The following is a 24,291-nucleotide window of genomic DNA, read 5'->3' on the forward strand; positions in this document are numbered from 1 at the left end:
CCTCGCTCCGCTTCCCGTGGCCACTCTAACGCGGCATTTGGGCGTTTTTCCGGGAAAGTGGACAGACGGCGACAACCAGGTGGTCCGCGGGCGGCCTGCCCGACCGGGCATGGTCACAATCCGGTAACTCTTCGTTCACATCCCCTCGTTAGCGTTCCGAAACTGTTCGGAACGGTGTGGAGGTTGGTGCGAGTGTTCGACCCCGGTACGGGGATCAGGTCGGGGGGATACGACGCCGGTCGCGGCGTCCTGACAGCACCACTGCGCACCGGCGCCGATCCGGTGTGTTTCCGGCCGCCCGCACCGCCGGTCGCCGTGCTCGCGCCCCGGGCGCGCCCGGCCTTCGTGCCCCTGGCTCCCGCCCAGGAACGCATGTGGCACGCGGCCCGGCTCGGGCGCTCGGCGGACTGGAACGTCGCCCGGGCGCTGCGTCTGCGCGGCGCGGGCGTGCAGGTGCCGGCCCTGCGGACGGCGCTGGAATGCCTTGTCGCCCGGCACGAACCGCTGCGCACGATCTATCCGGCCACCGACCGGGGGCCCGCCCAGCGCGTCGTCGAGCTCGGCGAGGTCGACCTCGACGTCGCCGACCAGCCGATCGCGGAGGCCGGCCTCGCTCCCGCCGTCGCCGACCTGGCCGCCCGTCCCTTCGATCTCACCCGCGAGATCCCGGTGCGGGCGCGGCTGTACGTCCTGGGTCCCGACGACGTGGTGCTGGTGCTGGTCGTGCACCACATCTCGGTCGACGGACGCTCGATGGGCCCGCTGACCCGGGACCTGGTGACCGCCTACCTGGCCGCGCGCGCCGGGGCCGCGCCGGACTGGTCGCCGCTGCCGGTCACCTACACCGACTACACGCTGTGGAAGCACGACCAGCTGGGCGAGTTCACCGACGAGTGGAGCCGGGCCAGCCACCAGCTGCGGTACTGGGCCAACGCGCTCGCCGGACGGCCCGCGCTGCTGGATCTGCCCGCCCGGGAACAGCGGCTGCCCGCGGACGACCCGGCGGCGGGCGCGCTCGTCCCGGTCGCGTTCGACGCGCGTACCCACGCCGGATTGCTGCGGCTGGCCCAGGACGGCCGGGTGAGCCTGTTCATGGTGTTGCAGGCGGCGTTCGCGGTGACGGTGGGCGCGTTCGCCCGCAGTGCCGATGTCACGGTGGCCACCGCGGTGTCGGGGCGCGATCACCGCCTGCTCGGCGAGCTGGTCGGCAACTTCTCCGACGACGTGCTGATGCGGGTGCGCCTGGACCGGGCGCGCGATGTCGACGAACTGATCGAGCAGGTCCGCCGGGTGGCGCTGGCCGCCTACGCGCACCCCGACACACCCAACCCGCGGCTCAAGCGGTGCCTGCTCCAGGACGGATCGCTGCCGCTGTTCCAGGCGACGCTGATCCTGCAGCGCGCCGAGTCGGCCAGGGGCGCCACCGAATCCGCGGCACCCGGGTTGTCGATCACGGAGGTGCCGACCGGGGTGGTGCGGGCCAAACACGATCTCGAGTTCGGGCTCACCGACCACTACGACCCGCTGGGCGCGCCGGCCGGCATCGACGGCTCGTTCCGGTACCCGGTCGCCCGCTTCGACGAGGAGACCGCGCACCGGTTCGTCACCCGCTTCCGGGCGGTGGTCGGCCTGCTCGCCGACGGCTACCGCGGACCGCTGCCGGTGCTGCTGGCGACCGCGGGCAGGCGTGGTTCGCTCGGGCGGGCCCGGCGCGCGGCCCGGGTGCTGGTCTGATCACGCGCCGCGTTCGAGCGGATAGCCGGCGTCGCGCCAGGCGACGATGCCACCGGCGAGGCTGAACGCCTCGTACCCGGCGCGATGGGCGACGGCGGCGAAGCGCAGCGAGGTCTCGCCGACCGGGCACACGAACACGACCGGCCGGGACCGTGGGAACGGGACGCCCTGGGCGAGCAGCTCGTCGAGCTGATCGTCGCGGAGGTTGATCGCGCCGGGCACATGGCCCACGCGATAGGCCATCGCCCCGCGGGTGTCGACGACGGTGGGCCTGCCGGTCCGGTCGAGCTCGGCCAGCGCGGCGGGGGTGAGGGTTGGCGCGGCGGCGGTGTCGTCGGGGCTCGGGGGTGCGGGTGCGGTGGTGCCGAACAGATCGGGCCTGCGTTTGGCGATATAGGACAGGTACGGCTCGAGCCGGTCGCAGACGATGAGTACCGCCACCAGCGGCCGGTCGGTCGGGCGGGGCGCGGCGGCCAGGGTGCGCAGCGCGGCCGCGTACCCCGCGCCGCTGGTCGGTCCGGCCAGGACGCCGTAGCCGCGGATCAGCGCGAGGGTCGCCTCGATGGCGGCGGCCGAGTCGACGGTGACGATCTCGTCGTAGAAATCCGGCCGGAACAGCCCCACATCCCACATCTCCCGTTCGGACCGGATGCCGGGAATGAAGTCGAACCGGTCCGACACCACGCCCACGGTCCGTAGCTCGGGGTGGTGGGCGCGCAGCGCGGTGGCGGTGCCGCGGGTGGAGCCGGTGGTGCCGAGCCCGCCGATCAGGACATCCACGTGACCGACGCCCGCGTCGGCGAGGTCGGCCGCGATCTCGGTGCCGGTGCCGTCGTGATGCGCGGCGATATTGCGTTCGTTCGTGTACTGCGACGGATGGAACCAGCGCCGCGGCGCCTGCCCGATGGTCTGCGCGATGACCGCCGACACGTCGTCGGCCGCTTGCGGATCGGGGCATTCGGACAGGCCAGGCAGCTCCACGATCTCGGTGCCGAGCAGCTGCAGCAGCTGGCGCACCTCGGCCACCCTGATCCGGTTGGTCACCGCGCGCAGCGGAATGCCGTGCAGCGCGCCCAGCACCCGCAGCGCCTTGGCGGTGTTGCCGCTGGAGGCCTCGATGAACGACTGCCCGCCCGCGGCGATCCGGTCCAGGTCGTCGCGGATCATCGCCCAGGCCACCCGGTCCTTGACCGAGCCGAACGGATTGTGCGACTCCAGCTTCGCGTAGAGCTCGACCCCGTCGAGGGCGTGCACGGCCGGGTCGAGACGCAGCAGGGGAGTGTTGCCGATCAGCTCGGTGATGTGGGTGTACACCATCACGCCCCCTCCCCGCCGGGCAGCAGATCCGCGTCGGGGCACAGGACGAATCCGCTGTCGGACTGCCGCACGGCGACTTTCGGCACCTCGGGGTGCATGCCGGCGCGGGCTGCGGACAGATCCATGTGATAGGCACCGGTATTGGCGAACACCACCGGGTCGCCCGGGGCCGGGAGGCCCGCCACCCGCACCTGCCGCTGGGTGATCAGGTCGCGCTCGAGACACAGCCGGCCGGCGAAGTACACCCCGAGCGGATCGGCAATCGCCGGTTCGGCCAGGACGAGGGGATCGATGAGCACCTCCTGATCGGCGGCGGTCACGGTGTCGCGGCTCAGATCCAGATGGACCAGCGTCGCCCCGGTACCCGCGCGTTTGACGAACTCCACCTGGGCGAGCGTGATCCCGGCCCGGTCGACCAGCGCCTTGCCGGGCTCGAGCCACAGCTCCAGCAGATTGTCGGCCAGTACCCGGCCCAGCGCCCGCCCGCCGTGTCCGGGCAGCGGCGCCGCGAGCAGTTCGGCGAGAATCCGGTCGGCGGGATCGGTATTGGCGTACTTGTGGAACACCGGTCCGCCGTGCACCGCGCCGTCTCCGACGTGATAGCCGAAGGTCGCGCTGCCCCAGTGCAGTGCCGGGCCGTGGCCGAGCAGCCCGGCGCGCAGGGCGTGATCGTAGGCGTCGTAGGCCGCCGCGTCGGCGGTGAAGACCTGACGCAGTCCGCCGCCGATGTCGAGCACCGTCGGGCTCAGTCCGTGGCCGTAGGCCTGTTCGACGAGATCCAGACAGGCCGCGACCGCCCGCACCCGCTCGGCGGTGTCGGCGGTGTCGAGATGGAAGGCGAAGCCGAGCAGCCGCAGCCGGTCCGGGTGCCGGGTCAGCAGGTCGAAGGCGGCGCCGATGTCGGCGAGGTCGATCCCGAACCGGCTCGGTGCGCTGCCGGGGAAGCCGGAGATCCGCAGCAGCACCGGCACGTGTCCGGTGGCGGTTTCGGCGAGGGTGGCCAGCTCCCACAGATTGTCGACATTGACGGTGACGCCCGCCGCCAGCGCCGCGCGCAGCAGCGCGGTCCCTTTCGGGCCGGTCACCTCGATCCGGTCGGCGGGAAAGCCCGCGTGCTGTGCCGCGCGCAGTTCCCGGGCCGAGGCCACGTCGACGGCGATCCCGGCCGCGGCGGCCGCGCGGGCGAAGGTGGACGAGCGATTCACCTTGTGCGCGTAGCAGATCCGGTAGCGGCTCGCGCCGGTCTCGAGGACCGCGCGCAACGCGGCCAGGTTGGCGTCGAACACCTGCGGGAACACCAGATGGACCGGCGAACCGTACTCGTCCAGGACGGCGCGCACGGCGGACCGGTCGGCGAGGAACTCCGCGACCACGGGGTGGAGCGCGGGCGGCACCGCGGGCGGGGTCATCCCACCGCCGCGCCCGGAGCCGGGGCAGGTACCTCGTCGACCGGGTTGTAGCCCCCGTCCCGCAGTGCCTCGAACACCCGGAACCGGTGTCGTGGACTGCGGATCCGGGCGAGCACTCGCTTGGTCTCCAGGTCGATCTCCACGACCGGGATGTCCATCGACTCGAGCAGCGCGGTGATGGTGCGAACGCAGTGCTTGCAGCTCATGTCGGGCACGAAGAACACGCCGTCGTCCCCGAGAGGCCCGCCGGCCGGTTCCCGTTCGGCGGTGTCGTGGACCAGTTCCACCGTGTCCGCCAGCGCGGCGAAGGTCTCCACGAATCGGTCGACGACGGTGGCCAGCACATGCACCGAGGTCCCGTCGACCGCCTGCGGCGCGGCGGCCAGGCACGCGGGTCGGCTGCCCGCGGGCAGCAGGGCGTATTGGCGCGAGATGAGATCCAGGTCGTCGTGGTACTTGGCGACGGCGGCCTCGGGGTCGAGCCCCTCCTCGGTGACGGCGCGATGCATCACCGCGTGCGCGTCGGCGATGGTGGCGTCCTTCATGGCGCGCAGCACGGCGATCGAGTCCGCCGTGTAGCGGACACTGCCGTCGGGCTGGCCGGCCAGCCGCACCGGGATCATGCCGCGCCGGTACGTCGAGGCCTGCAGCTCCCAGAACCAGCGGGTCGCCACCGCGGCGAAGATCCCGGAATCGCGCAGCCCCCGCGCGAACTCGACGATGCCGCGATACGGGGTGTCCGCCGCGACCAGCCCGTGCTGGGTGAGCGCGCGGGCCGTGGCCTCCACCCCCACCCGGAAGATCTCGTGCGGATCGTGGTCGGTGGTGGTGCCCGTGAGCACGGCCAGATCCGGTGCGGTGAGCGCGGCCGCGCGCCCGGGCAGCCCTGCCGCCGCCAGCGATCCCCATAACGCCAGGACGGTCTCGCGTGCGACGACCGCGAGTTCGGGCCCGGCGCCGCCGGTGCGCACATAGCCGGTGTTGGGGACGCCGGCGCTGTCGGTCCAGGTGATGCGGTGGGTCGCGCTGGTGACCTGATCGGGGCGGCACGGGCGCATGAACCGCTCGAGGTACATCCGCTGCGACTGCGTCAGCGCGGCGCCGTCCTCGAACCGCAAGGCCGTGGCGCGGATCGTGATCCGGGTGGACGTGGGTGGTTCGGCCGCGGCGAACAGGCCGGGCGCGGCCATGCGGGCGAGAATGCGGGACGCGGCGCGGCGGTCGTACCGTGGCGCTGGGGTCGTACCCATTCGTTCCTCCTCGGCTCGGGACAGGGAGTGCTCAGCGCCCGTGCCCGGCGATGCCGGCCACACAGGCGACGAATCGGTCGATCTCGTCGAGGGTGTTGTAGAGATGGGTGCTCACCCGGACCGAACCGTCCCCGGCGTCGGCCCCCGGCACGCAGTGCGCCCCGGTGCGCACCAGGAACCCGGACTCGGCCAGGACGAAGCCCAGGTCGGTGGCGCTGATCCCGTCGAGGGTGAACGAGACGATCCCGTATCCCACCGCGCACCCCGCGTGTGCGGGCCCGGGCAGGAACTCCACCCCCGGCACCGGCCGCAACCCGGCGATCAACCGCAGCGTCAGCTCGCGGTTGTGGGCGGCCACCGCCGTCGGGTCCAGCTCGTCGAGCAGATCGAAAGCCGGTGCGAGGGACAGTATTCCGGGGATGTTCTGGGTTCCGCCCTCGAGCAGTTCCGGCATGCCCGAGCCGACGAGCCCGTCCGGCCCGATCGTCACCCCGGAGTGCCCGCCCGGCAGGAAGGGGCGCAGCTGCGCGTGCACCCGGCGGCGGCAATACAGCAGGCCGACTCCGGGCGCGCCGAACATCTTGTGCCCGGCGAACACCGCGAAGTCCGCGCCCAGATCCCGCACGTCCACCGGCAGGTGCCCGCCGCTCTGCGCGCAGTCGAAGCACAGCAGGATCTCCGGATCGATGCGGCCGCGCAGTTCCTCGAGCGTGGTGAGCCCGCCGTAGACGTGGTGCAGGTGGCTGGTGGTGATCAGCCGGGTCCGTGGACCCACCTGGGCCAGGATGTCCTCGACATCGGCCTCGCCCGCGGCATTGCTGCGGTAGGGACGCAGCACGATCCGGCGCCCGAAGCGGGCCAGGGTGTCGCGCAGGTGATGCCAGGGCAGCACATTGGCCGCGTGATCGGCCGGGTTGTAGAGGATCTCGTCACCGTCGGCCAGCGCGGCCAGGCCCCAGCTGTGCGCCACCGCGCCCAGCGCCGCGGTGGCGCCGCTGGTGAAGACGATCTCGTCGGCGTGCCCGGCGCCGACGAAGGCGGCGGCCCGGCTGCGGATCGCGGCGATCCGCGCGGTGAGCGAGGTGGCCCAGGCGTAGGTGCCGCGACCGGCGTTGGCGGTGTGCGCGGTGTGATAGCCGGTGACGGCCGCGATGACGGTCTCGGGTTTCTGGGTGGTCGCTGCGCTGTCGAGATAGACCACCGCGGGATCGGCCAGGGCGGGAAAACGCGCGCGCACCGAGGCGGGCACCGGGGTCGGCGCGTGCCGGATCACCGGGACAGCGGCGAGCTCGGGCCGGAGGGGGTGCACCCGGTCAACGATACGCACTTTTCTGGTACGGACGACGAAGAATTCTCGCGGGCAACGCTTTTCGGCCCGGCGGTCAGTACTTCCCCTGCAGGTAGTCGACCAGGTGGCCGCGCTCGGTGGCGAGTTCGGTGATCTCGCTCTTCACCACGTCGCCGATGCTGACGATGCCGATCAACCGCTCGTTCTCGACCACCGGCATGTGCCGGATCCGGTGTTCGGTCATCACCGCGCGCAGCGAGGAGACGTCCTCGTCGGGGCCGCAGGTCCGCACCCGGCTGGTCATGATCTCGGCGACCGGGCGGTCGAGCAGCGGGGCGCCGCGCCGTTCGAGGTGGCGCACCACGTCGCGCTCGGAGACGATGCCCTCGATGACCACGCCGTCGGGGGAGACCACCACCGCGCCGATATTGTGCTCGGCCAGCGCCGTGAGCAGGGTGCGCACCGTGGTCTGCGGCGGGACCGTCGTCACTGCCGTGCCCTTGTTGCGCAGGATCTCCGCTATCCGCATGTGCCGCTCACCCGTGTTCGCCCCGACCGTTCCCTTTCAGGATGCCTCCGGCGGCACGGGCCTGACCAGCACGGAGACGTCACAACCGGCTATTCGTCGTCCAGCCCCGCGGACAGATAGGCCGCGGCGGCCAGCCACTGCCTGCACTGGGGTCCGTGCACATCGTGCTGGCGCAGCATCTCGCGGGCCTGTCGATAGGTGAGCCCGTGCGGCTCGTCGCTACACGATCCCGACGGCGCGCCCGCGGCGCCCAGGTATCGCGGGACCTCGAGGCCGGCTGTTCCGGCCGAGACCCGGCGGGGTGTTCGAAACGGCGTGCTCATTCGAGGCCCCTCGCATACGCGGCGGAAGGCCGGTCCGGCTGGTGCTGCCGAGGGTCCCTTCCGGTGATCTTGCGGCCTGAGTCTACGGGTCTGTCGTTTGCAGATGCAAGAACATCTGCACTGTCGATTCGGGCGTGTCGGGTTGCTGATCGGGTTGCGGCGCTTGCGAATTCAGGGGACTGGACGTCACCTCTCGGGGCCCGCCCAGGTCGTGTCGTCGGGTAAGTACCGACCGGTGCGACAAGGTCGGGAGCGTGTTAATGTCCCGTGCGCACAGTGCAAATGCAAGAACGTTTGTGCGTGCATATGCAACGTTCGTCCTGATGGGCATCATGAGAGAACGAGGAGTGTGACGTGTCCGGAATGCACCATGATCAGCGGGAACGGCCCGGCGTCGGCGCCTGGCGCAAGAGCACCTTCAGCAACCCCAGCGGCAATTGCGTCGAGGTTGCCGAGGCGACCGACGGTTCGGTCGCCGTGCGCAACTCGCGCGACCCGCACGGCTCGGTGATCTTCTACACCCGGCCCGAGATCGACGCTTTCATCCGCGGCGCGAAGGCCGGAGAGTTCGACTACTTGACCCGGTGATCGGTAATATCGGCGTTCATGACGGCTGAACCCGACGAGATCGGTCGCGTGCAACCGGTTGTCGACCGCGGCCCTACCGTGCTGCGTATCGCCCTCGGTGGCCAGTTGCGCAAATTGCGCGAGAGCAAAGGCATCACCCGCGAAGCGGCCGGTGACGCGATCCGTGGCTCACACGCCAAGATCAGCCGGCTCGAACTGGGACGCACCGGATTCAAGGAACGCGACATCAGGGAGTCCTTCTTCGAACTGGCCAGGCAGGCAAGTGAACCGGGCTGGTGGCACCGCTACAGCGATCTGCTGCCGTCCTGGTTCAGCACCTACCTCGGGCTGGAGCAGGCCGCCAGCCAGATCCGCACCTACGAGGCCCAGCTGGTCCCGGGTCTGCTGCAGACCCCGGAGTACACCAGGGCGATGGTGACACTCGGCTTCGACGACGCCGACACCGAACGCCGCGTCCAGGTCCGGCAGCGGCGCCAGGACGTTCTGCACCGGCCTGAGCCGCCGGTGGTGTGGGCGGTGATCGACGAGGCCGTGCTGCACCGCCCCGTCGGCGGGCGCGAGGTACACCGCGCGCAGTTGCGGTACCTGGCCGAGATGTCGGCGATGCCGAATGTGACCGTGCAGGTGCTGCCGTACTCCGCGGGTGGTCCCGCCGCGGCGGGCAGTTCCTTCAGCATTCTGCGGTTCGCCGAGCCCGAACTGCCCGACATCGTGTATCTGGAGCAGCTCACCAGCGCGCTGTATCTCGAGCGCAGGCAGGATCTGGCGCTGTACCTGTCGGTCATGGACCAGCTGAGCGTGCAGGCCGAACGCCCGGACCGCTCGCGCGAGATCCTGCTGGAGTACGCCGACCGCGCCTGACGCCACGGGGTACCGGATACCGGGCACGCTCGGTATCCGGTACCCCTCGCGGTCTCAGTATCGGATGCAGCCGGCGGCGATGCGCCAGAAGGTGTCGGGGGCCAGCAGCTGCAGGTCCCAGTCGTCGGCCAGTTCGTGCGCGGTGGTCACGATCCGGTCGATGTCGAAATCGTTGCGAGTCGCCGCGCCGGTGGATTCCACCGCGTCGATGACATAGGCGACCGCGGTTTCCCTGGAGCACCTGGCGGTGACGGGGTGGGTTTTCGCTGCGCGATCAGCGAGGCCGTATCGGCCGTTGGTGTTGTTCATGTGAACGCCCCTGTGTTTAGGCAGTGGCAAACCCAAGGCAAATATATCCTCAGGTGTGCCGCTCGCGGCCTCCCCTGACTATCCCCTGAATTGTGTTGCGGCCCTGAGTTTAGGACGGAGGGACTTTCAGATGCAAGCACATCTGCACGATCGATTCCGTCTCGATGCGCCGCGTTTCCCGGCTTCTGAGCGGCGAATCCGGGGGTCGGGGACCGGCTGCGCCCATGTCGTGGCGGGCATAACGTCGTGACCGGCGGTTCATTGCCGATCCGGAACTCGAACCCGTGCGCCGCCGGTTCGGCGAAACCGGCGGGCCCGCGAATTATGTTGCGATAGTTAATTTTCGGCTATCGAATTTCCGACACGGCCGCCGCGATCGGCTCGGTTCCGGCGACCAGTTCGAGGGTGCGCCGAAAAGTGTTGTCCGCGACCAAGATCGATGCGAGCGTCGCGGCGACGTCGGCGCGGGGCACCGGGCCACGCGCGATCGGCGGCGGTCCGAGCGTGACCAGACCGTTGCCTGCAGCGTCGGTGAGCATGCCGGGACGCAGGATCGTCCAGTCCAGCGGCCGGGCCCGCAGATCGTCTTCTGCCTTGGTCTTGGCGTCGATATAGGCGGCCCACACCTCGCCGCGGCCCGGCGCGGGCGGCGCGCCGGCGCCCATCGTCGAGATCTGCACGAAGCGCCGGACGCCCGCGGCTTCGGCGGCGTCGGCCAGCTGGACCGATCCGCCGAGGTCGACGCTGTATTTGCGGTCCACGCCGCTGCCCGCCCCCGCGCCCGCGGCGAACACCACGGCGTCGGACCCGGTGATCGCGTCGGTCAGATCGGCGGTGCTGTCGCGTTCCATGTCGTAGATGACCGGGACACCACCGGTCGCGGTGATGTCGGCGGCCTGGCCGGGATCGCGGATGAGCGCGTGGACCTGGTCACCGCGGCGGGTCAGCAGCTGGGCCAGCAGCAGAGCGATCTTGCCGTGGCCACCGGCGACGACGATGCGCATGCGATGCTCCTTTCGGACGGGGCGGCGGCCCTCAGCGCTCCGGACCGCCGGGATTGCAATTGGCCGACACCGTGGCCTGATAACCGACGGCCGGTCGCCACGGTTCGAGATTCCAGCTCGGCTTGTCGGGCGCCACCATCCTCGCCCACACCCAGTGGCAGACGAACTGGTCCCGCATTCCCGGCGCGTCGGCCCCGGCGTCGAGGACGAGGACCTCCTGCCACGCGCGTTCGTCGTTGCCCGGGGTGGTGGTGCGGCGGCCCGCCACCGTCGGGACCACCAGCAGGCGGGGCCCGTCGGTCGTCTCGGTCCAGGTCACGTGGTCGATCAGCGGCAGGTCGGCGTACACGTCGACGGTGGTGGTCGGCGGTGCGATGGTCGCGGGCGGTTTGCTCGCCGGCCGCGTCGTCGTGGTGGTCGTCGTGACGACCGGCGTCGCCTCCTCGGCGGCGGTGGCGGCACACCCCGTCAGGGCGGCCAGCGCGAGCGCGGCCAGGCCGAGGTGCCACCGTGTCACGCCACGCCCTTTCGTCCGCCGGGGTGGCCCCGGGGACGAGGCCACCCCGGCCAGCCTAGTGCGGCGAGCCGGGTGGCGCCGCCGGGCTCAATGCCACAGCGACCGGCAGGGGAGCCGCCGCAGCGCGGGATGCACCCCGCCGTCGACGGTCACCAGCAGGCCGGCGTGCACGGCGGCGGTGGTGAATTCCCAGGCCTCGGCCGAGGTCGCCGCGTATTCGAGGGCGAGCGCGTCCTGCGGGGTCGGGCCGTCGAAGTACACCGTGATCCGCCGGGTCGGTATCTCACCGCGGTCGATCCGCGAGGAGGGGGCGGCGATGCTCTCGTCTTCGAGGGGAATCATGGCGTGCTCCTTTGCCCGGCACTGCTGAGAGCGCCTTCCTACTCGACGGTAGGGCCCGAACCGCGGGCGAGAACACGTTCCGATCAGGGCTTTACTCCGGTCACAAGTGACCGGGACGGTGCTTGTGAGCTCCGCCGATGTCCTCGCGCGGGGGTTCCGCCGGGCCGCGACGGAGGTCAGTATCGGACCCGACCACAGCGACACGGGAGGGACGCCGGGGATGATCCGGATTGCCGGGACACGACACACGAGACCGCGCCGCACACTGCTGACGACCGCCGTGGCGCTGGTGCTGGCCGCACTGCCTGCCCTGCCCGCCGACGCGGCGCCACTGTATCCGACCGCCGACCCCGATCCCTTCTACGCCCAGCCCGCCGACCTGTCCGCCAGCAGCCCCGGCGACGTGCTGGAGGTGCGGGCGATGCCGCCGCTGGCGATGTTCCCGGACACCAGGATCACCCTGGTGAAGTTCCGCTCGACCAACTCCGCGGGCGACCCGATCGCCGCGACGACGACCGTGCTGCAACCGGCCGGGCATCGCCGCGACGAGCCGGTGCTGTCGTATCAGCACATCATCAACGGGCTCGGTATGCAGTGCTCGGTGTCGAAGGTGCTCTACACCGACGACCCGAATCTGATGGTGCGCGAGGCGATCTTCTGGAACGTCGCGCTGCGCCGGGGCTGGACCCTGGCACTGCCCGATCACCTCGGTCCCCAGTTCGCCTACGGCGCGGCGAAATTGGGCGGTCAGGTCACCCTCGACGGGATCAGGGCGGTGCGTCAGGTCGAGGAACTGCAGATCGCCGGCAGCCGGGTGGCGATGGCGGGTTACTCCGGTGGCGGCATGGCGACCGCGTGGGCCGCGGCGCTGCAGCCCACCTACGCGCCCGAACTGCCGATCGCGGGTGCGGCCATGGGCGGAGTGCCGATGAACCTGGTGTCGATGCTGGAAGGGCTGGGGTTCGGCGCGCATCCGGTGTTCGGCCTGGCCCTGGCCGCCGGTATCGGCCTGGAACGCGAGTATCCGCAACGCTTTCCGATCAGCGACCAGATGAACGCGCGTGGTCTGGCCGCCCGCGCGTCGATCGCCGATGCCTGCACCAACGACATCCTCGGCGCGGGCGCCGGACGCGGCATCCTCGATTTCGCGGCCACCACCTCGATGGTCGACGATCCGCAGGCGCGGGCGGTGGTGGAGGAGAACAGCCTCGCGCTCTACCCCGGCGCGCCGAGCATGCCGGTGTTCGAATGGCATTCGCCCACCGACGCGCTCATCCCGGTCGACGCGATCACCGCCACGACCCGGCGCTGGTGCGCCGCGGGGACACCAGTGGTCACCGAGTCGACCCCCACCCCGGACCATCTGACCGCAGCCGTGCTGGGTCTGCCGTCGGCGCTGCGCTGGCTCGACGCGCGGCTGCAGGGGGAACCGGCGCCCAGTACCTGCTGAGCCCGGTGTCGATCGGCCCGGATCCGTAGCCCCGACGCGGATCCGGGCCGATTGTTGTTGCGATCGTGCCGCTTTGCGTCACGACTCGGGCACGACGCCGATTCGGCGGGGTGGTCACGGCGTACCGTCAGATGATCGGACGAGGGGCGCACTGGGGGAGGTTCGGCGGGAGACGAAGCACCGCATCGCCACACGTCACGACGAATCCGACGTTGCCACCCGAAGGCGTGTGTGCCATGCGATCTGTGCGTGTGTTGGTCTGTTCGCTGTTGCTGCTCTGCTCGTTCGCCGCAGGCTCCGCCGCGGCCGATCCGCCCCCGACACCGGAATCGCCGGTGCCGCATCCGGGAACGCCGGGATTCCTGCCCGATCTGCAACGCTGGATCGATCAGGTGCTGCCGTCCCCGATCCAGCCCTCCGGCGGCACCGCCGCCGACCCCGACGCCGAGCTGGCGGCCCTGCGGGCGGCCGTCCTCCCGTCCCCGGTCGGCGATCCGATCTTCGATCACTGGCCGGCGAACCTGGCCGACTTCGCACCGGGCGAGGTGATCGAATCCCGCGACGTCCTGGCGACCGCGGGTCCGCTCACCCTGGTTCCGCTGCGGTCGGCCTCGCTGCTGAAGTACCGCACCGAGGACGCGCACGGCCGCCCGTCCTACGCCACCGCGACCCTGCTGGTGCCCGCCGCCGACTGGACCGGCGAAGGCGACCGCCCCGTGCTGGTCAACAACCTGCCCATCGACGCGCTCGGCCGCGAGTGCACCCCGGGATACACCCTGTCCCACGGCCTGAACCTGCATTCCAGCAGCACCGAGTTCATCCCGCCGACCACCCAGCTCGCCGCCCTGCGCGGCTATGCCGTACTCGTCCCCGATCACGAGGGGCCGTGGATGGCCTACGCCGAGCCGTATGTCGCCGGGCACGCGGTGCTCGACGGGATCCGGGCGGTGCGCGGCGTCGACCCGGCGGCGTTCGGCACGAGCCGCTTCGCGATGACCGGCTACTCCGGCGGCGCCATCGCCACCCACGGCGCGACCAAGCTCATCGACTCCTACGCGCCCGAACTCGCCGACGCGATCGTCGGGGCCGCGCTGGGCGGTGTCCCCGCCGACTTCGAGATCCTCTCGCGCAGCATGAACGCCAACCTCGCCTCCGGCATCTTCATGGCGGCCACCTTCGCGATCGGGCGGGAACGGCCCGAGATCCTGGCCGCGATGAACAACCTCGCCCGCTGGGTGGCCACCTCGCCGATGAAGGACCAGTGCGTCAGCGTGTTCGCGGTGCCCGGCATTCTGCACCTGCCCATCGACGTCGGCGCGAACATCACCGACCCGCTGCGTTCGGACCTGGCCACCAGCATCTACGAGATCACCCGGATGGCCGGGATGCGCTCGGCCACCCCGCTCTACATCTACAACGGCGAACAGGAGTTCTGGATCCCGGCCGCCGGCGCACGCAATCTGTACAACGAACAGTGCGCGCTCGGCGCGAACGCGGTGTACCGCAGCGTGTTCGGCGAACATGTGATCGGCGCGGCGACCGGCTATCCGGAGGCGATGCTGTGGCTCGACGAACGGTTGCAGGGGGTCGCGGCCCGCAGCGAATGCTGAACCGCGACCGGCTCACACCGGGAACAGCGGGTGCTTGCGCGGATTGGGCCGTACCGTCGCCTCCTTCTCGCGCAGCAGCCGCAGCGCGTGGCGGATCTCGAGCCGGGTCTGCGCGGGCTCGATCACCGCGTCGATGTAGCCGCGTTCGGCCGCGATCCACGGCGTCGCGACCGCCGCGTTGTACTGGTCGATCAGGTACTGCCGCGCGGCGGGCCGGTCATCGGCCGGCACCTGCTCGAGCTGCCGTCTGCCTACGATCCCGACCGCGCTCTCGGCGCCCATGACCGCGATCCGGGCGGTAGGCCAGGCCAGGCTCAGGTCGGCGCCGAGCTGCTTGCAGCCCATCACCGCGTAGCCGCCGCCGTAGGCCTTGCGCACCACCACGGTCACGATCGGCACGGTCGCCTCGATGACCGCGCGGAAGAAGCGGCCGCCGCGCTTGATCACGCCGTTGCGTTCCTCGTCCACGCCGGGCAGCACGCCCGGGGTGTCGACGACGAATACCAGCGGGATCCGGAAGGCATCGCAGAGCCGGATGAAATGGGTCGCCTTGTCCGAGCACTTGGCGTCGAGCGCGCCGCCGAGCACCAGCGGCTGGTTGGCCACCACGCCGACCGGCCGCCCGTCCACCCGGGCGAATCCGGTGATCAGGTTGGCCGCGGTGGCGGCACTCATCTCGTGGAACTCGCCGTCGTCGAACAGGCGCAGCAGGATGTCGTACATGTCGTAACCGGTGCGATCGGCATCGGGAATGATCGTGTCCAGCTCGCGGTCGGTGGCGGTGAGCTCCGGTTCCAGCCCCGGATTGACGATCGGCGGGAGCTCGTTGCAGCTGGTGGGCATGTAGCTCAGGTAGGCACGCGCCCAGGCGAAGGCGGCGGCCTCGTCGGCGGCGACATGGTGGATGGTGCCGTTGTCGGCCTGTACCCGCGCGCCGCCCAGTTCCTCCATCGTCACGCTCTCGCCGGTGACCTCCTTGATCACCTCCGGCCCGGTGACGAACATGTAGGACTGCTCGGTGGCGATCAGCACGTCGGTGTTCACCGGCGCGTACACCGATCCGGCCGCGCATTTGCCGAGCATGATCGAGACCTGCGGCACCAGGCCCGACAGCTGTTCCTGGCGGCGGCTCATCATCGCGTACCAGGCCAGCGAGGTCACCGCGTCCTGGATGCGGGCGCCGCCGGAATCGTTGATCGCGACCACCGGGCACAGGGTGGCCAGCGCGAAATCCAGTGCGGCGGCGACCTTGCGGCCGAACATCTCGCCGACCGAACCGCCGAAGACGGTCTGGTCGTGGGCGATCACCACCACCGGCCTGCCGTCGATCTCGCCGCGTCCGGTCACCACGCCGTCGCCGTACATCGCGTCGGCGCGGCCGGGCTGGCGCACCAATTTGCCCATCTCGACGAAACTGCCCGCGTCGAGCAGGGCGCGCACCCGCTCGCGCGCGCTCGGGATTTCCTTCGATTTGCGTTTCGCGATGCCGATTTCACCGGCCGGTTCCTCGGCGAGCTCGAGAATATCCCGTAGCTGGTCCAGTTTTTCGCGCGTCACGCTCATCGGTGGTCTTGCCCTTCGAACAATTCTTCGCCGTCGTTGGCGACGGTCACGAGCGTAGCGGCAGAACACTGTGAAGTGTCAGCATTTCACCGGTTTGACCGGCAAAATGCGAGGTGATGTGCCGTGTCGTCCGGTGAACGATAGCGTCTGTGGATGGTGCGGACCGCACGGCCGTGCCCGGCGAAAAATTCCTGTGCCGCGTCATGGCGGTATTCGACGAGCGGTGGTGACCTGCCCAGAAACCCGGAAACGGTGGAAATCAAGCGTTTTCGGCGACTTATGTTCGTTCCGGTTTCGACAAAGCCATTCGTATTTCTCGGATCGCACAGGAAGATACGCCAACGATGAAATCTCCCAGTCGCAGACGGACGCTACAGACGGCGGTGCTCACCGGCGTCGGTGCGCTCGCCGTCGCGCTCACCGGATCGGGGGCCGCCGCGTCTCCGAGCCCGGCGCCGACCGAGCAGCAACTCGCCGATCTGATCTCCGCCGGCCGCGAGGTGGCCGGCCCCGGCAGTGGCTCCGCCTGCACCTCGGGCAGTGGCGCCGGTTCGGGCAACGGTTCGGGCAACTGCTACGGCGGTTCGGGCTCGAGCTCCGGCTCCTCGGGCGGGAAGTCCACCGACACCGCCGGTTACGGACCCTCGCAGACCTCCTGGCTGGCCGCGTTCGCCTACGGCCTCGGCAACGGCGACGTGTCCCCGCCCGGTGCCAACGACTGGAGCTGCAAGCCCACCGCCGAGCATCCCCGGCCCGTCGTGCTGCTGCACGGCACCTGGATGAACGCCTACAACGGCTACGCCTACATGGGCCAGCCGATCAAGGACGCGGGCTACTGCACGTTCACCTTCAACTACGGCCGCTCCGGCCTGGTCGAAGGCGGTGGCCTCGGCTCGCTGCTGCCCGGCGTCATGGGCACCGGCTACATCCAGGACTCGTCCAAGCAGGTCGCCACCTTCGTCGACCGGGTGCTCGCGGCCACCGGCTCGTCCGAGGTCGACATCATCGCGCACTCGCAGGGCGGCGCCCTGGGCAACTGGTACACCAAGTTCGACGGTGGCGCGGCCAAGGTGAAGAACCTGATCACCTTCGGCGCCACCCACCACGGGACCAGCCTCGACGGCATCGGCGCACTGGGCCGCATGATCAACAACGCCGGCATCGACATCCTCGGCCTGATCGAGATCTTCGTCGGGCACGCCGGTATCCAGCAGACCATCGGCTCGGACTTCGTCAACACGCTCAACGCCAACGGCGACACCGTGCCCGGCGTCGACTACACCGTGGTCGGCACCCGCTACGACGAGGTCACCAACCCCTACGACCTGACCTTCCTGAAGCCGGGCCCGGGGGCCACCGTCACCAACATCACCCTGCAGGAAGGGTGCGAACAGGACGTGTCCGACCATCTGACGATGATGTACTCGCCGCGGGCGCTGTCGATCGCGCTGCGCGCGCTCGACCCCGCGAGCAGCCCGAACCTGGTGTGCGAGTTCAACCCCTGGCTGGTCGGAGGTGGCGGCTCCCTCTGAGAACGACCGAAGGCGCTGTCCGTGACACGGACAGCGCCTTCGGCGTGTGCGGCTCAGGCGGCCGAACGGTAACTGCGGGCGACCAGCGCCGACCGCAGGTACCACAGGCCCGAGGGCTGGGTGGGATCGAAACCGGTGAGCTGGCCGATCCGCTTGAGCCGGTAGTCGACGGTATTGGTGTGCACGTGCAGGACCCGGGCGGTGCGCTGCCGGTTGAGATTGTTGGCGATATGTCGCTGCAGGGTCTCCAGCAGTTCCGGGTACTGATCCAGCGGATCGAGCAGCGAACCGAGGAACTCGCGCCCGGGCCCTGGCCGGGTGAGCTGGTATTCCAGGGCGAGCTCGTCGAAGCGGTACAGACCCGAGGTCACCTCGAGACGCTGCACCATGTCGAGCAGTTCGTGGGCCTGATCGGCGGCATCGGGAACACCGGTGGTGCTGGTCTCGACCAGGGCGGCGGTGATACCCACCTGTGCGGCCTGCGAGAGCTGGGCGACCAGGGCGGCGAGTCCCTCGCGGTCGAACGTGTCGGCCGGGATGAGCACCGTCCCGCCGTCGACGCTGAGCAGCGACAGCGCCGAGTCGCCGCAGCGCTTGGCCAGTTCGGCCTGCACCCGGCGCAGCTTGCGCCGGGCGACGACCTGCGAGTCCAGCGCCGGATTGGCCTCCTCGCGGTGCGGCGGGATCGCCAGCGCGAGAACGGCGTAGGTCTCGGCGATCGCGATGCCGCATTCGCGCGCCATCGTGGAGGTGCTGTGCCCGCCCAGCAGTGCCGAGGTCAGCGTGTGGACCGCGGTGTGGTGTTCGCTCACGACGCCGCGCAGCTCGCGCACGTAGGCCAGCGACACCTGCGAGGTGATGGTGTCGAGCATCTCCATCACCATCTTCACCCCGTCGACGAGGTTGTCGTAGTCCTTCACCGAGGCGTTGGCGACGACGAGGTCGAGGCCGATCTTGAACCCCTCGGCGATGGAGTGGTGGATGGTGTCGATCGGGACACCCTCGCGGGCCCAGCCGCTGGCCGCGTCCTGCAGTCGCTGCAGCTTGCTGGGGATGTCGCGGCCGTCGAGCATGCTGACCGCGAATTCGAGGCAGATGCGGGTGATGGTGGTGACGTCGCCGGAGATCGCGTCGCCGGGCAGGGTGCCGCAGGGGGCGACATTGGCGACGAAATGGCCGACCATCTGCCGGGAGAGGGTGCGGACATCCTTCAGCGGTGACGACATCGGCTGACCCGAGATGGTCAGCGACTGCCGGGGTGGATTCTCGACCGACATCTGTGTTCCCTTCGCCCAAGTTCGGCTCTGCCCCCGCTGGCCAGCGACTTCACCCTAACGAACGGGCGCTGATACCGGAATGGAACGTCACGTAATGGGTAGGGCACCCATGCTCGGGTGCCCGCTTGGTGAGCGGTCACAAGTCTGGTCCAGCGCTATGAGTGGTTGTAGAGTTCTCCGCGCCGGAACGAACCGATAGGGGGCACTGCATGCGACCTGCCGTCCGTTGTCTGGTCTGGGAACTGGACGAAACCCTGTGGGACGGTGTGGTCCACGACGCCACCAGCACGACGCTGCGCCCACCGGCGCTGCGCACGCTCACCAAGCTGAGCGAGCGCGGCGTGCTGCACGCCGTCGCGGCCCGTGGCGACCGCACACGCACGTTGCGCACGCTGTACCGGCACGGGCTGTACGAGATGTTCTCGGCGGTCGAGGTCGGGTGGGGCCGCAAGTCGGCCGCGATCGTGCGGATCGCCGACACCCTGGGCCTGGGACTGGAGGGCATGGCGTTCCTCGACGCCGAGCCGGTCGAGCGCGCCGAGGTGTCACGTGCGCTGCCGATGGTGCGCTGCTACGCGGCCCGCAATGTCGAGATGCTGCCGTTGCTGCCCGACTTCCGGCACGAGCTGCGCTCGGGCCCCGTGCCGACGCCGCCGCTCGGCTTCGCCCGCGTGCCCGCCCTCTGACCGGCCCGATCCCCTTGCGCGCCCTGCGATCTCGCAGGGTGTGCGCACACGCACTGCCTGCAAACGTGCATCGTGTGCCAAAACCGGGCGGGATGATCAGGCCGGGTCCGGCAGCAACGCGAAGCTGAGGCCGGCGAGCCGATCCGGTGTCGCGACCACGTCGTAGGCCGCGATCCGCCCGGCCCGCACGGTGAACGTCACCGCGAACAGCGGCCTGCCCGTTCGCACCACGACCAGTCCCGGTCGACCGTCGACCAGCAGGAGGACGGCCTCGCGGGACCGCTGCCGCAGCACGACCGTGCCCTCGGCCACCGCGGCCGCGCCGCGCACCATCGCCGCCATCCCCGGCGGCAGCGCGGCCGGATCGGCGGTGCGCACCACGTCCGGCGCCAGGACCGCGAGGAGTTCACCCAGGTCACCCTCCCGCGCCGCCTTCAGGAATGCCGCCACCGCGACCTGCTGTTCGCGCAGATCGGCCGCCGCGTCGATCCGGGCGGGCGCGCTGACCCGCTGCCGGGCGCGGCTGGCGAGCTTCTTGGTCGTGTCCGGGGTGCGCCCGAGCACCGGGGCGATGTCGGCGAACGGCACCGCGAACAGGTCGTGCAGCACGAACGCCACGCGCTCGGCGGGCCCGAGCGCGTCGAGCACCACCAGCAACGCCCGCCCCACCGCGTCGGCGAGCAGGGCCTCGTCGGCGGGATCGCTGCCCGGGCCGATCGCGCGTTCCTCGGGCAGTTCGGCGGTTTCGGCCCGGTGCGCGCGGGCACGCAGGTGGTCCAGGCAGAGCCGGGACACGACGGTGGTGAGCCAGGCGTCGAGATCGGCGATCTCCTCGACGCGCACTCGCTGCAGGCGCAACCACGCCTCCTGCAGCACGTCGTCGGTTTCGGCGGCCGATCCCAGCATTCGGTAGGCGATGCCGCGCAGCCGGTCGCGGCGTTGTTCGACGGCGCGGGCGAGCGATTCGGGGTGCATCGGTCACCTTTCGGCCGGGCGGTACGTCAACAGATCGGCGGCAGTCGCCGCCGCTCACCGTAGACCGGAGGAACCGTCCGATGCACACCGTCTTCGTCGTCGTCACCGTGCTCGCCGCGCTCAGCGCGCTGGCCGCCGCCGCGATCGACGTCGTCCGCGCCGACTGGGTGCGCGACAACATGAGCAACTACGGACTGGCGCCGTGGACGCTCACCCCGCTGGCCGTGATCAAGGCGGCGGGCGGGCTCGGATTGCTGGCCGGCCTGTTCTCTCGCCCGCTGGCGATCGCCGCCGCCGCCGGTTTGACGTTGTATTTCGTCTGCGCCGAGCTCACCGTGTTGCGGGCCCGCTGGTACACCCACCTCGGGTACCCGCTGCCGTATCTGCTGCTCGCGGCGGGTTCGCTGACGCTGGCCCTGGCGTGAGCGGTGGTGGCGCGCGGTGATCCGCGCGCCACCACCGCCAGGTCAGGCGTCGGCCAGGATGAAGTCCGCGGCCTGCTCGCCGATGAAGATCGCCGGGGCGTTGGTGTGCCCGCGGATGATCAGCGGCATCACCGACGCGTCGGCGACCCGCAGGCCTTCCACGCCGCGCACCTTCAGGTCGGGCCCGACGACGCTGGCGGCGTCGGTGCCCATCCGGCAGGTGCCGACCGGGTGGTACAGCGTGTGCGAGAACTGCTCGATCGTCAGCGCCATGGTGCCCGCGAGATCCTCCGGCGCCGCCGGCGGATAGATCAGCTGACCCAGCGCGCCCTTGAGCGCCGGCTGGGTCGCCAGTTCGGCGCAGACCTTCAGTCCGGCTTCGAGCGCGGCCCGGTCGGCGCCGTCGGGATCGGACAGGTATCGCGGATCGATGACGGGCTTGGCCGTCGGATCGGCCGAGGCGAGGCCGATGCGCCCACGGCTGCGCGGCCGCAGCAGGATGGCGCCCAGGACCACGCCGTGCTCGGTCGCGTCGACCAGGCCCTCGTGGTAGAACGGCGCCGGCGCGTAGATCAGCTCGATGTCGGGGTGCTCGAGGTCGGGTTCGCTGCGCACGAACCCGTACGCCTCACCGACATTCGAGGTCAGCATGCCGCGATGCCGGACCAGGTAGTTGATCAGCTCGAGCGGCTTCTCCGCGGCGAACAGCGAGTCGCCCTCGACGCTGTAGCCGAGCGCCGCGATCAGATGATCCTGCAGGTTCGCGCCGACCTCGGGGGAGTGCGCGACCACCGCGATGCCGTGCTCGCCCAGTTCCTCCTGATCTCCGATGCCCGAGAGTTGCAGCAGCTGCGGGCTGTTCACCGCGCCACCGCACAGGATGACCTCGCGATTCGCGGTGACGGTGTGGGTCTGCCCGTCCTGCAGGTACTCGACACCGGTGGCCTTGGTGCCGTCGAAGACCACGCGGGTGGCCAGGGCGCCGGCGCGCACGGTCAGGTTCGCGCGCTTCATCGCCGGGTGCAGGTAGGCGTCGGCGGTGCTCCAGCGCCTGCCGTCGCGCTGGGTCACCATGGTCTGCGAGAACCCGTTGGGCGCGGGGCGGTTCGGCGCTTCGAGCTCGTAGCCCGCCTGCCGCGCGGCCTCGAGGTAGGCGTGGGTCGAGGCGCGCGGGCTGCGCTGGCGCTGCACGTGCAGCGGCCCCTTCGACCCCTCGTCGGGGTACTGCGCGTCCTGCACCTTCTCGATCTTGCGGTACTGCTCCACCGCGGCCGCGAAGTTCCAGCGATCGCCGGCGAGCAACCCCCACTCGTCGTAGTCGGCCCGGAAACCGCGCACCCACATCATCGCGTTCATCGACGACGACCCGCCGAAGGTCTTGCCGCGCGGCCAGTAGATCTGCCGATCGCCCAGGCCGGGCTGCGGTTCGGTCAGGTAGTCCCAGTCACGCTCGGTGCGGAACAGCTTCGAGAACGCGGCCGGAATATGAGCGAACTTGTCGTCGTCGGCCGGACCCGCCTCCAGCACGACGACCGAGGTGCCCGGGTCGGCGCTGAGCCGATTCGCGAGCACCGCCCCCGCTGACCCGGAGCCGACGATCACGTAATCCGCGGACATCCCACCTGCTTGCACTGTCCAACTCCGATCCTGCACTGCATTGTCGTTGCCAACTGGACACGCCGTCTCACGGTGGCGAAATGCCGGTGAGCACAGCCGGACTCGTCGTCCGGGTGCGGCGCTGCATGCAGCGTACTGATCGTGGGGCCCGGGCGGGGGCCGCGCGCCTCACTCGGTGCCGGCGGCCGCCGCGGCCTTTCCGGCGCGACGGCCGTAGAAGCTGCCGTCGCCCAGCGAGGCGCCGCTGACGTAGCCGTACGCGCACAGTCCCGACGTGCACCGACCGGCCGCGTAGAGTCCGGCGATCGGTTCCCCGCTCACGTGCAGCACCCGGGAGTCCAGGTCGGTGCGCAGCCCGCCCAGGGTGAAGCCCGCGGTGAAGCCGCGCAGGTCGAATCCGGCCAGCGGGGCCGAGATCGGGCGCACCCACTCGGCCTTCTTGCCCAGCAGCGGGTCGCTGCCGTTCTCGGCGTGCTTGTTGTAGGTGGCGATGGTGGTCTGCAACGTCTGCTCCGGCAGGCCCATCTCGGTCTCGAGTTCGGCCACCGACTCGGCGACCCAGGTGGGCGGGAACCGGAAGAACGGGGTGGCCGATTCGGTCGCCAGCGCCTCCTCGAGCGAAGGCTCGTCGATCACGAGGAAGGCCTTGTTGTCGTTCTGCAGCAGCGTCGCCTGACCGATCCGGCCCGGGTAGGTGTCCTCGGGGACGTACCGCTGGCCGCGCCCGTTGACCAGCACGCCACGCGCCATCATCTGCGGGTCGCCGAAGATGGCCACCTCGCTGGCGTCCATGTGCGCGAGTTCGGCGCCGAGCGCCTGGGCCAGCCGGATGCCGATGCCGTCGTGCTCCTCGATGGCCGCGCCGGGCCTGCCGCTCAGGCGCGGGGTGTAGCGGTCGATCATCTCCGTGTCGTAGGCGAAGCTGCCGGTGGCCAGGACGACACCGCGAGCGGCGCGGACGGTGACCGGCTTGCCGTAGGTGGTGGCGAGGAGGCCGACCACGCGATCGTCGTCGTCGACGACGAGCCTGCGGATGCGGGTGTCGTACTCGACGTCGATGTCGAGGCTCGCGACCGTGTCGGCCAGCGGCTTCATCAGCATGTAGCCGCCGCTGCGTTCACCGATCTTCTTGTCGGCCAGCTGCGGCACGTGCCCGCGCGGCGCGGGCTTGGCGATGTCGAGGAAGGGCGCGGAGTTCTCGCCGCCGGAGTACATCAGGCCCTCGTCGTGCGGCGGCTCCCAGCCGGGTTCGCCCCAGAACGACTCCTTGAACGGCACACCGCACTCGACGAGCCAGTTGTAGTGCTCGACGCTGCCCGCGCAGTAGTCCTGGATCTTGGCCTCGTCGACCCCGGGCCCCAGCGCCGCGGTGAGGAACGCGGCCATGTTCTCGGGGGTGTCGTCGAAGCCGAGCGCCTGCTGCAGCGGGGTGCCGCCGCCCAGGTAGACGAAGCCGCCCGCCAGCGCGGCGGCGCCGCCCCAGCCGCCGGTGCGTTCCAGGATGAGCACCTTCGCGCCCGCCCTGGCGGCTTCGATCGCCGCGCACACGCCGGCGATGCCGTAACCGGCCACCACCACGTCGGCCGCGAAATCCCACTGCGTCACGGTGTTCGCGCGCAGTGGACGGACGGTGTCGATCCGGTGGGGCTGTTCGGTCACGGGGTTCCTCCGGTGCTCGGGCGTGT

The 24,291-nt window shown here is 70.5% G+C and carries 23 protein-coding genes; 8 read left to right on the plus strand and 15 right to left on the minus strand.

Annotated elements, in window-relative coordinates; translation table 11 throughout:
• Positions 1-192: 192 nt before the first annotated feature.
• Complete coding sequence (locus EL493_RS19015; protein ID WP_019046900.1) at positions 193-1,734, plus strand: condensation domain-containing protein; 1,542 nt, start codon at positions 193-195, stop codon at positions 1,732-1,734.
• On the opposite strand, the gene EL493_RS19020 is transcribed toward EL493_RS19015, so the two are convergent.
• The 6 genes from EL493_RS19020 to EL493_RS19045 form a co-directional block, all read right to left on the minus strand.
• Positions 1,735-3,051 (minus strand): pyridoxal-phosphate dependent enzyme, encoded by a 1,317-nt coding sequence (locus EL493_RS19020; protein ID WP_019046901.1) that lies wholly within the window; start codon positions 3,049-3,051, stop codon positions 1,735-1,737.
• Positions 3,051-4,460 (minus strand): type III PLP-dependent enzyme domain-containing protein, encoded by a 1,410-nt coding sequence (locus EL493_RS19025; RefSeq protein WP_019046902.1) that lies wholly within the window; start codon positions 4,458-4,460, stop codon positions 3,051-3,053. Before EL493_RS19025 ends, EL493_RS19020 begins: the two co-directional genes overlap by 1 nt.
• A complete protein-coding gene (locus EL493_RS19030; protein WP_022566942.1) occupies positions 4,457-5,710 on the minus strand; it encodes a heavy-metal-associated domain-containing protein in 1,254 nt (417 codons plus the stop codon). The genes EL493_RS19025 and EL493_RS19030 overlap by 4 nt, the downstream gene beginning before the upstream one ends.
• 31 nt (positions 5,711-5,741) lie before the next feature.
• The gene (locus EL493_RS19035) at positions 5,742-7,019 is read right to left on the minus strand and encodes an aminotransferase class V-fold PLP-dependent enzyme (RefSeq protein WP_019046904.1); all 1,278 of its coding nucleotides are present in this window, start codon (positions 7,017-7,019) and stop codon (positions 5,742-5,744) included.
• Between the two features lie 73 nt (positions 7,020-7,092).
• Positions 7,093-7,527 carry a CBS domain-containing protein gene (locus EL493_RS19040; protein WP_019046905.1) on the minus strand — a complete coding sequence of 145 codons (435 nt, stop codon included), beginning with the start codon at positions 7,525-7,527 and terminating at the stop codon, positions 7,093-7,095.
• 89 nt (positions 7,528-7,616) lie between these two features.
• A complete protein-coding gene (locus tag EL493_RS19045; protein ID WP_022566940.1) occupies positions 7,617-7,850 on the minus strand; it encodes a hypothetical protein in 234 nt (77 codons plus the stop codon).
• A 363-nt stretch (positions 7,851-8,213) separates the two neighbouring features.
• Here EL493_RS19045 and EL493_RS19050 point away from each other — a divergent pair, with 363 nt between their 5' ends.
• Complete coding sequence (locus EL493_RS19050) at positions 8,214-8,438, plus strand: DUF397 domain-containing protein (protein WP_019046907.1); 225 nt, start codon at positions 8,214-8,216, stop codon at positions 8,436-8,438.
• An 18-nt stretch (positions 8,439-8,456) separates the two neighbouring features.
• A complete protein-coding gene (locus EL493_RS19055; RefSeq protein ID WP_019046908.1) occupies positions 8,457-9,299 on the plus strand; it encodes a helix-turn-helix domain-containing protein in 843 nt (280 codons plus the stop codon).
• A gap of 54 nt (positions 9,300-9,353) precedes the next feature.
• Here the strand turns inward: EL493_RS19055 and EL493_RS19060 are convergent, their stop codons facing one another.
• From EL493_RS19060 to EL493_RS19075, 4 genes are all read right to left on the minus strand, one after another.
• Positions 9,354-9,608, minus strand: coding sequence for a hypothetical protein (locus tag EL493_RS19060; protein ID WP_019046909.1), 255 nt, complete (start codon positions 9,606-9,608; stop codon positions 9,354-9,356).
• A 347-nt stretch (positions 9,609-9,955) separates the two neighbouring features.
• Positions 9,956-10,612: an SDR family oxidoreductase gene (locus EL493_RS19065; protein ID WP_019046910.1), complete on the minus strand. Its 657-nt coding sequence runs from the start codon at positions 10,610-10,612 to the stop codon at positions 9,956-9,958.
• A 31-nt stretch (positions 10,613-10,643) separates the two neighbouring features.
• Positions 10,644-11,129, minus strand: coding sequence for a DUF2599 domain-containing protein (locus tag EL493_RS19070; RefSeq protein ID WP_019046911.1), 486 nt, complete (start codon positions 11,127-11,129; stop codon positions 10,644-10,646).
• 87 nt (positions 11,130-11,216) lie between these two features.
• Positions 11,217-11,471 (minus strand): hypothetical protein, encoded by a 255-nt coding sequence (locus EL493_RS19075; RefSeq protein ID WP_019046912.1) that lies wholly within the window; start codon positions 11,469-11,471, stop codon positions 11,217-11,219.
• Positions 11,472-11,691: 220 nt separating this feature from the next.
• On the opposite strand from EL493_RS19075, the gene EL493_RS19080 reads away from it, so the two are divergent.
• Entirely contained in the window at positions 11,692-12,921 is a 1,230-nt protein-coding gene (locus EL493_RS19080; protein WP_019046913.1) for a lipase family protein, read from the plus strand.
• A gap of 236 nt (positions 12,922-13,157) precedes the next feature.
• Entirely contained in the window at positions 13,158-14,531 is a 1,374-nt protein-coding gene (locus tag EL493_RS19085; protein WP_022566937.1) for a lipase family protein, read from the plus strand.
• Positions 14,532-14,543: 12 nt separating this feature from the next.
• Here the strand turns inward: EL493_RS19085 and EL493_RS19090 are convergent, their stop codons facing one another.
• Positions 14,544-16,094 carry an acyl-CoA carboxylase subunit beta gene (locus EL493_RS19090; RefSeq protein ID WP_019046915.1) on the minus strand — a complete coding sequence of 517 codons (1,551 nt, stop codon included), beginning with the start codon at positions 16,092-16,094 and terminating at the stop codon, positions 14,544-14,546.
• A gap of 344 nt (positions 16,095-16,438) precedes the next feature.
• Between EL493_RS19090 and EL493_RS19095 the strand changes: the two genes are divergently transcribed.
• Entirely contained in the window at positions 16,439-17,626 is a 1,188-nt protein-coding gene (locus tag EL493_RS19095) for an esterase/lipase family protein (RefSeq protein ID WP_022566936.1), read from the plus strand.
• 53 nt (positions 17,627-17,679) lie between these two features.
• On the opposite strand, the gene EL493_RS19100 is transcribed toward EL493_RS19095, so the two are convergent.
• Positions 17,680-18,903, minus strand: a complete 1,224-nt coding sequence (locus EL493_RS19100; RefSeq protein ID WP_019046917.1) for a PucR family transcriptional regulator — start codon at positions 18,901-18,903, stop codon at positions 17,680-17,682.
• Positions 18,904-19,112: 209 nt separating this feature from the next.
• On the opposite strand from EL493_RS19100, the gene EL493_RS19105 reads away from it, so the two are divergent.
• On the plus strand, positions 19,113-19,589 hold the full coding sequence (locus tag EL493_RS19105) for an HAD-IIIC family phosphatase (protein WP_019046918.1): 477 nt from the start codon (positions 19,113-19,115) through the stop codon (positions 19,587-19,589).
• Positions 19,590-19,685: 96 nt separating this feature from the next.
• Here the strand turns inward: EL493_RS19105 and EL493_RS19110 are convergent, their stop codons facing one another.
• On the minus strand, positions 19,686-20,564 hold the full coding sequence (locus EL493_RS19110) for a sigma-70 family RNA polymerase sigma factor (RefSeq protein ID WP_019046919.1): 879 nt from the start codon (positions 20,562-20,564) through the stop codon (positions 19,686-19,688).
• An 80-nt stretch (positions 20,565-20,644) separates the two neighbouring features.
• Between EL493_RS19110 and EL493_RS19115 the strand changes: the two genes are divergently transcribed.
• A complete protein-coding gene (locus EL493_RS19115) occupies positions 20,645-20,989 on the plus strand; it encodes a DoxX family protein (protein WP_019046920.1) in 345 nt (114 codons plus the stop codon).
• A 42-nt stretch (positions 20,990-21,031) separates the two neighbouring features.
• On the opposite strand, the gene EL493_RS19120 is transcribed toward EL493_RS19115, so the two are convergent.
• Together EL493_RS19120 and EL493_RS19125 are read right to left on the minus strand one after the other, a co-directional pair.
• Entirely contained in the window at positions 21,032-22,606 is a 1,575-nt protein-coding gene (locus tag EL493_RS19120; RefSeq protein ID WP_019046921.1) for a GMC family oxidoreductase, read from the minus strand.
• A gap of 168 nt (positions 22,607-22,774) precedes the next feature.
• A complete protein-coding gene (locus EL493_RS19125) occupies positions 22,775-24,265 on the minus strand; it encodes an FAD-dependent oxidoreductase (RefSeq protein WP_019046922.1) in 1,491 nt (496 codons plus the stop codon).
• Positions 24,266-24,291: the final 26 nt, after the last annotated feature.

This window comes from Nocardia asteroides, from assembly GCF_900637185.1.
GTDB lineage: Bacteria > Actinomycetota > Actinomycetes > Mycobacteriales > Mycobacteriaceae > Nocardia > Nocardia asteroides.

Coding starts and splice junctions, on each gene's coding strand:
- EL493_RS19060 (WP_019046909.1), bottom strand. CDS start 9,608: ATGAACAACACCAACGGCCGATACGGCCTCGCTGATCGCGCAGCGAAA.
- EL493_RS19050 (WP_019046907.1), top strand. CDS start 8,214: ATGCACCATGATCAGCGGGAACGGCCCGGCGTCGGCGCCTGGCGCAAG.
- EL493_RS19095 (WP_022566936.1), top strand. CDS start 16,439: ATGAAATCTCCCAGTCGCAGACGGACGCTACAGACGGCGGTGCTCACC.
- EL493_RS19115 (WP_019046920.1), top strand. CDS start 20,645: ATGCACACCGTCTTCGTCGTCGTCACCGTGCTCGCCGCGCTCAGCGCG.
- EL493_RS19085 (WP_022566937.1), top strand. CDS start 13,158: ATGCGATCTGTGCGTGTGTTGGTCTGTTCGCTGTTGCTGCTCTGCTCG.
- EL493_RS19105 (WP_019046918.1), top strand. CDS start 19,113: ATGCGACCTGCCGTCCGTTGTCTGGTCTGGGAACTGGACGAAACCCTG.
- EL493_RS19080 (WP_019046913.1), top strand. CDS start 11,692: ATGATCCGGATTGCCGGGACACGACACACGAGACCGCGCCGCACACTG.
- EL493_RS19120 (WP_019046921.1), bottom strand. CDS start 22,606: ATGTCCGCGGATTACGTGATCGTCGGCTCCGGGTCAGCGGGGGCGGTG.
- EL493_RS19055 (WP_019046908.1), top strand. CDS start 8,457: ATGACGGCTGAACCCGACGAGATCGGTCGCGTGCAACCGGTTGTCGAC.
- EL493_RS19040 (WP_019046905.1), bottom strand. CDS start 7,527: ATGCGGATAGCGGAGATCCTGCGCAACAAGGGCACGGCAGTGACGACG.
- EL493_RS19065 (WP_019046910.1), bottom strand. CDS start 10,612: ATGCGCATCGTCGTCGCCGGTGGCCACGGCAAGATCGCTCTGCTGCTG.
- EL493_RS19030 (WP_022566942.1), bottom strand. CDS start 5,710: ATGGGTACGACCCCAGCGCCACGGTACGACCGCCGCGCCGCGTCCCGC.
- EL493_RS19045 (WP_022566940.1), bottom strand. CDS start 7,850: ATGAGCACGCCGTTTCGAACACCCCGCCGGGTCTCGGCCGGAACAGCC.
- EL493_RS19075 (WP_019046912.1), bottom strand. CDS start 11,471: ATGATTCCCCTCGAAGACGAGAGCATCGCCGCCCCCTCCTCGCGGATC.
- EL493_RS19100 (WP_019046917.1), bottom strand. CDS start 18,903: ATGTCGGTCGAGAATCCACCCCGGCAGTCGCTGACCATCTCGGGTCAG.
- EL493_RS19090 (WP_019046915.1), bottom strand. CDS start 16,094: ATGAGCGTGACGCGCGAAAAACTGGACCAGCTACGGGATATTCTCGAG.
- EL493_RS19110 (WP_019046919.1), bottom strand. CDS start 20,564: ATGCACCCCGAATCGCTCGCCCGCGCCGTCGAACAACGCCGCGACCGG.
- EL493_RS19025 (WP_019046902.1), bottom strand. CDS start 4,460: ATGACCCCGCCCGCGGTGCCGCCCGCGCTCCACCCCGTGGTCGCGGAG.
- EL493_RS19020 (WP_019046901.1), bottom strand. CDS start 3,051: ATGGTGTACACCCACATCACCGAGCTGATCGGCAACACTCCCCTGCTG.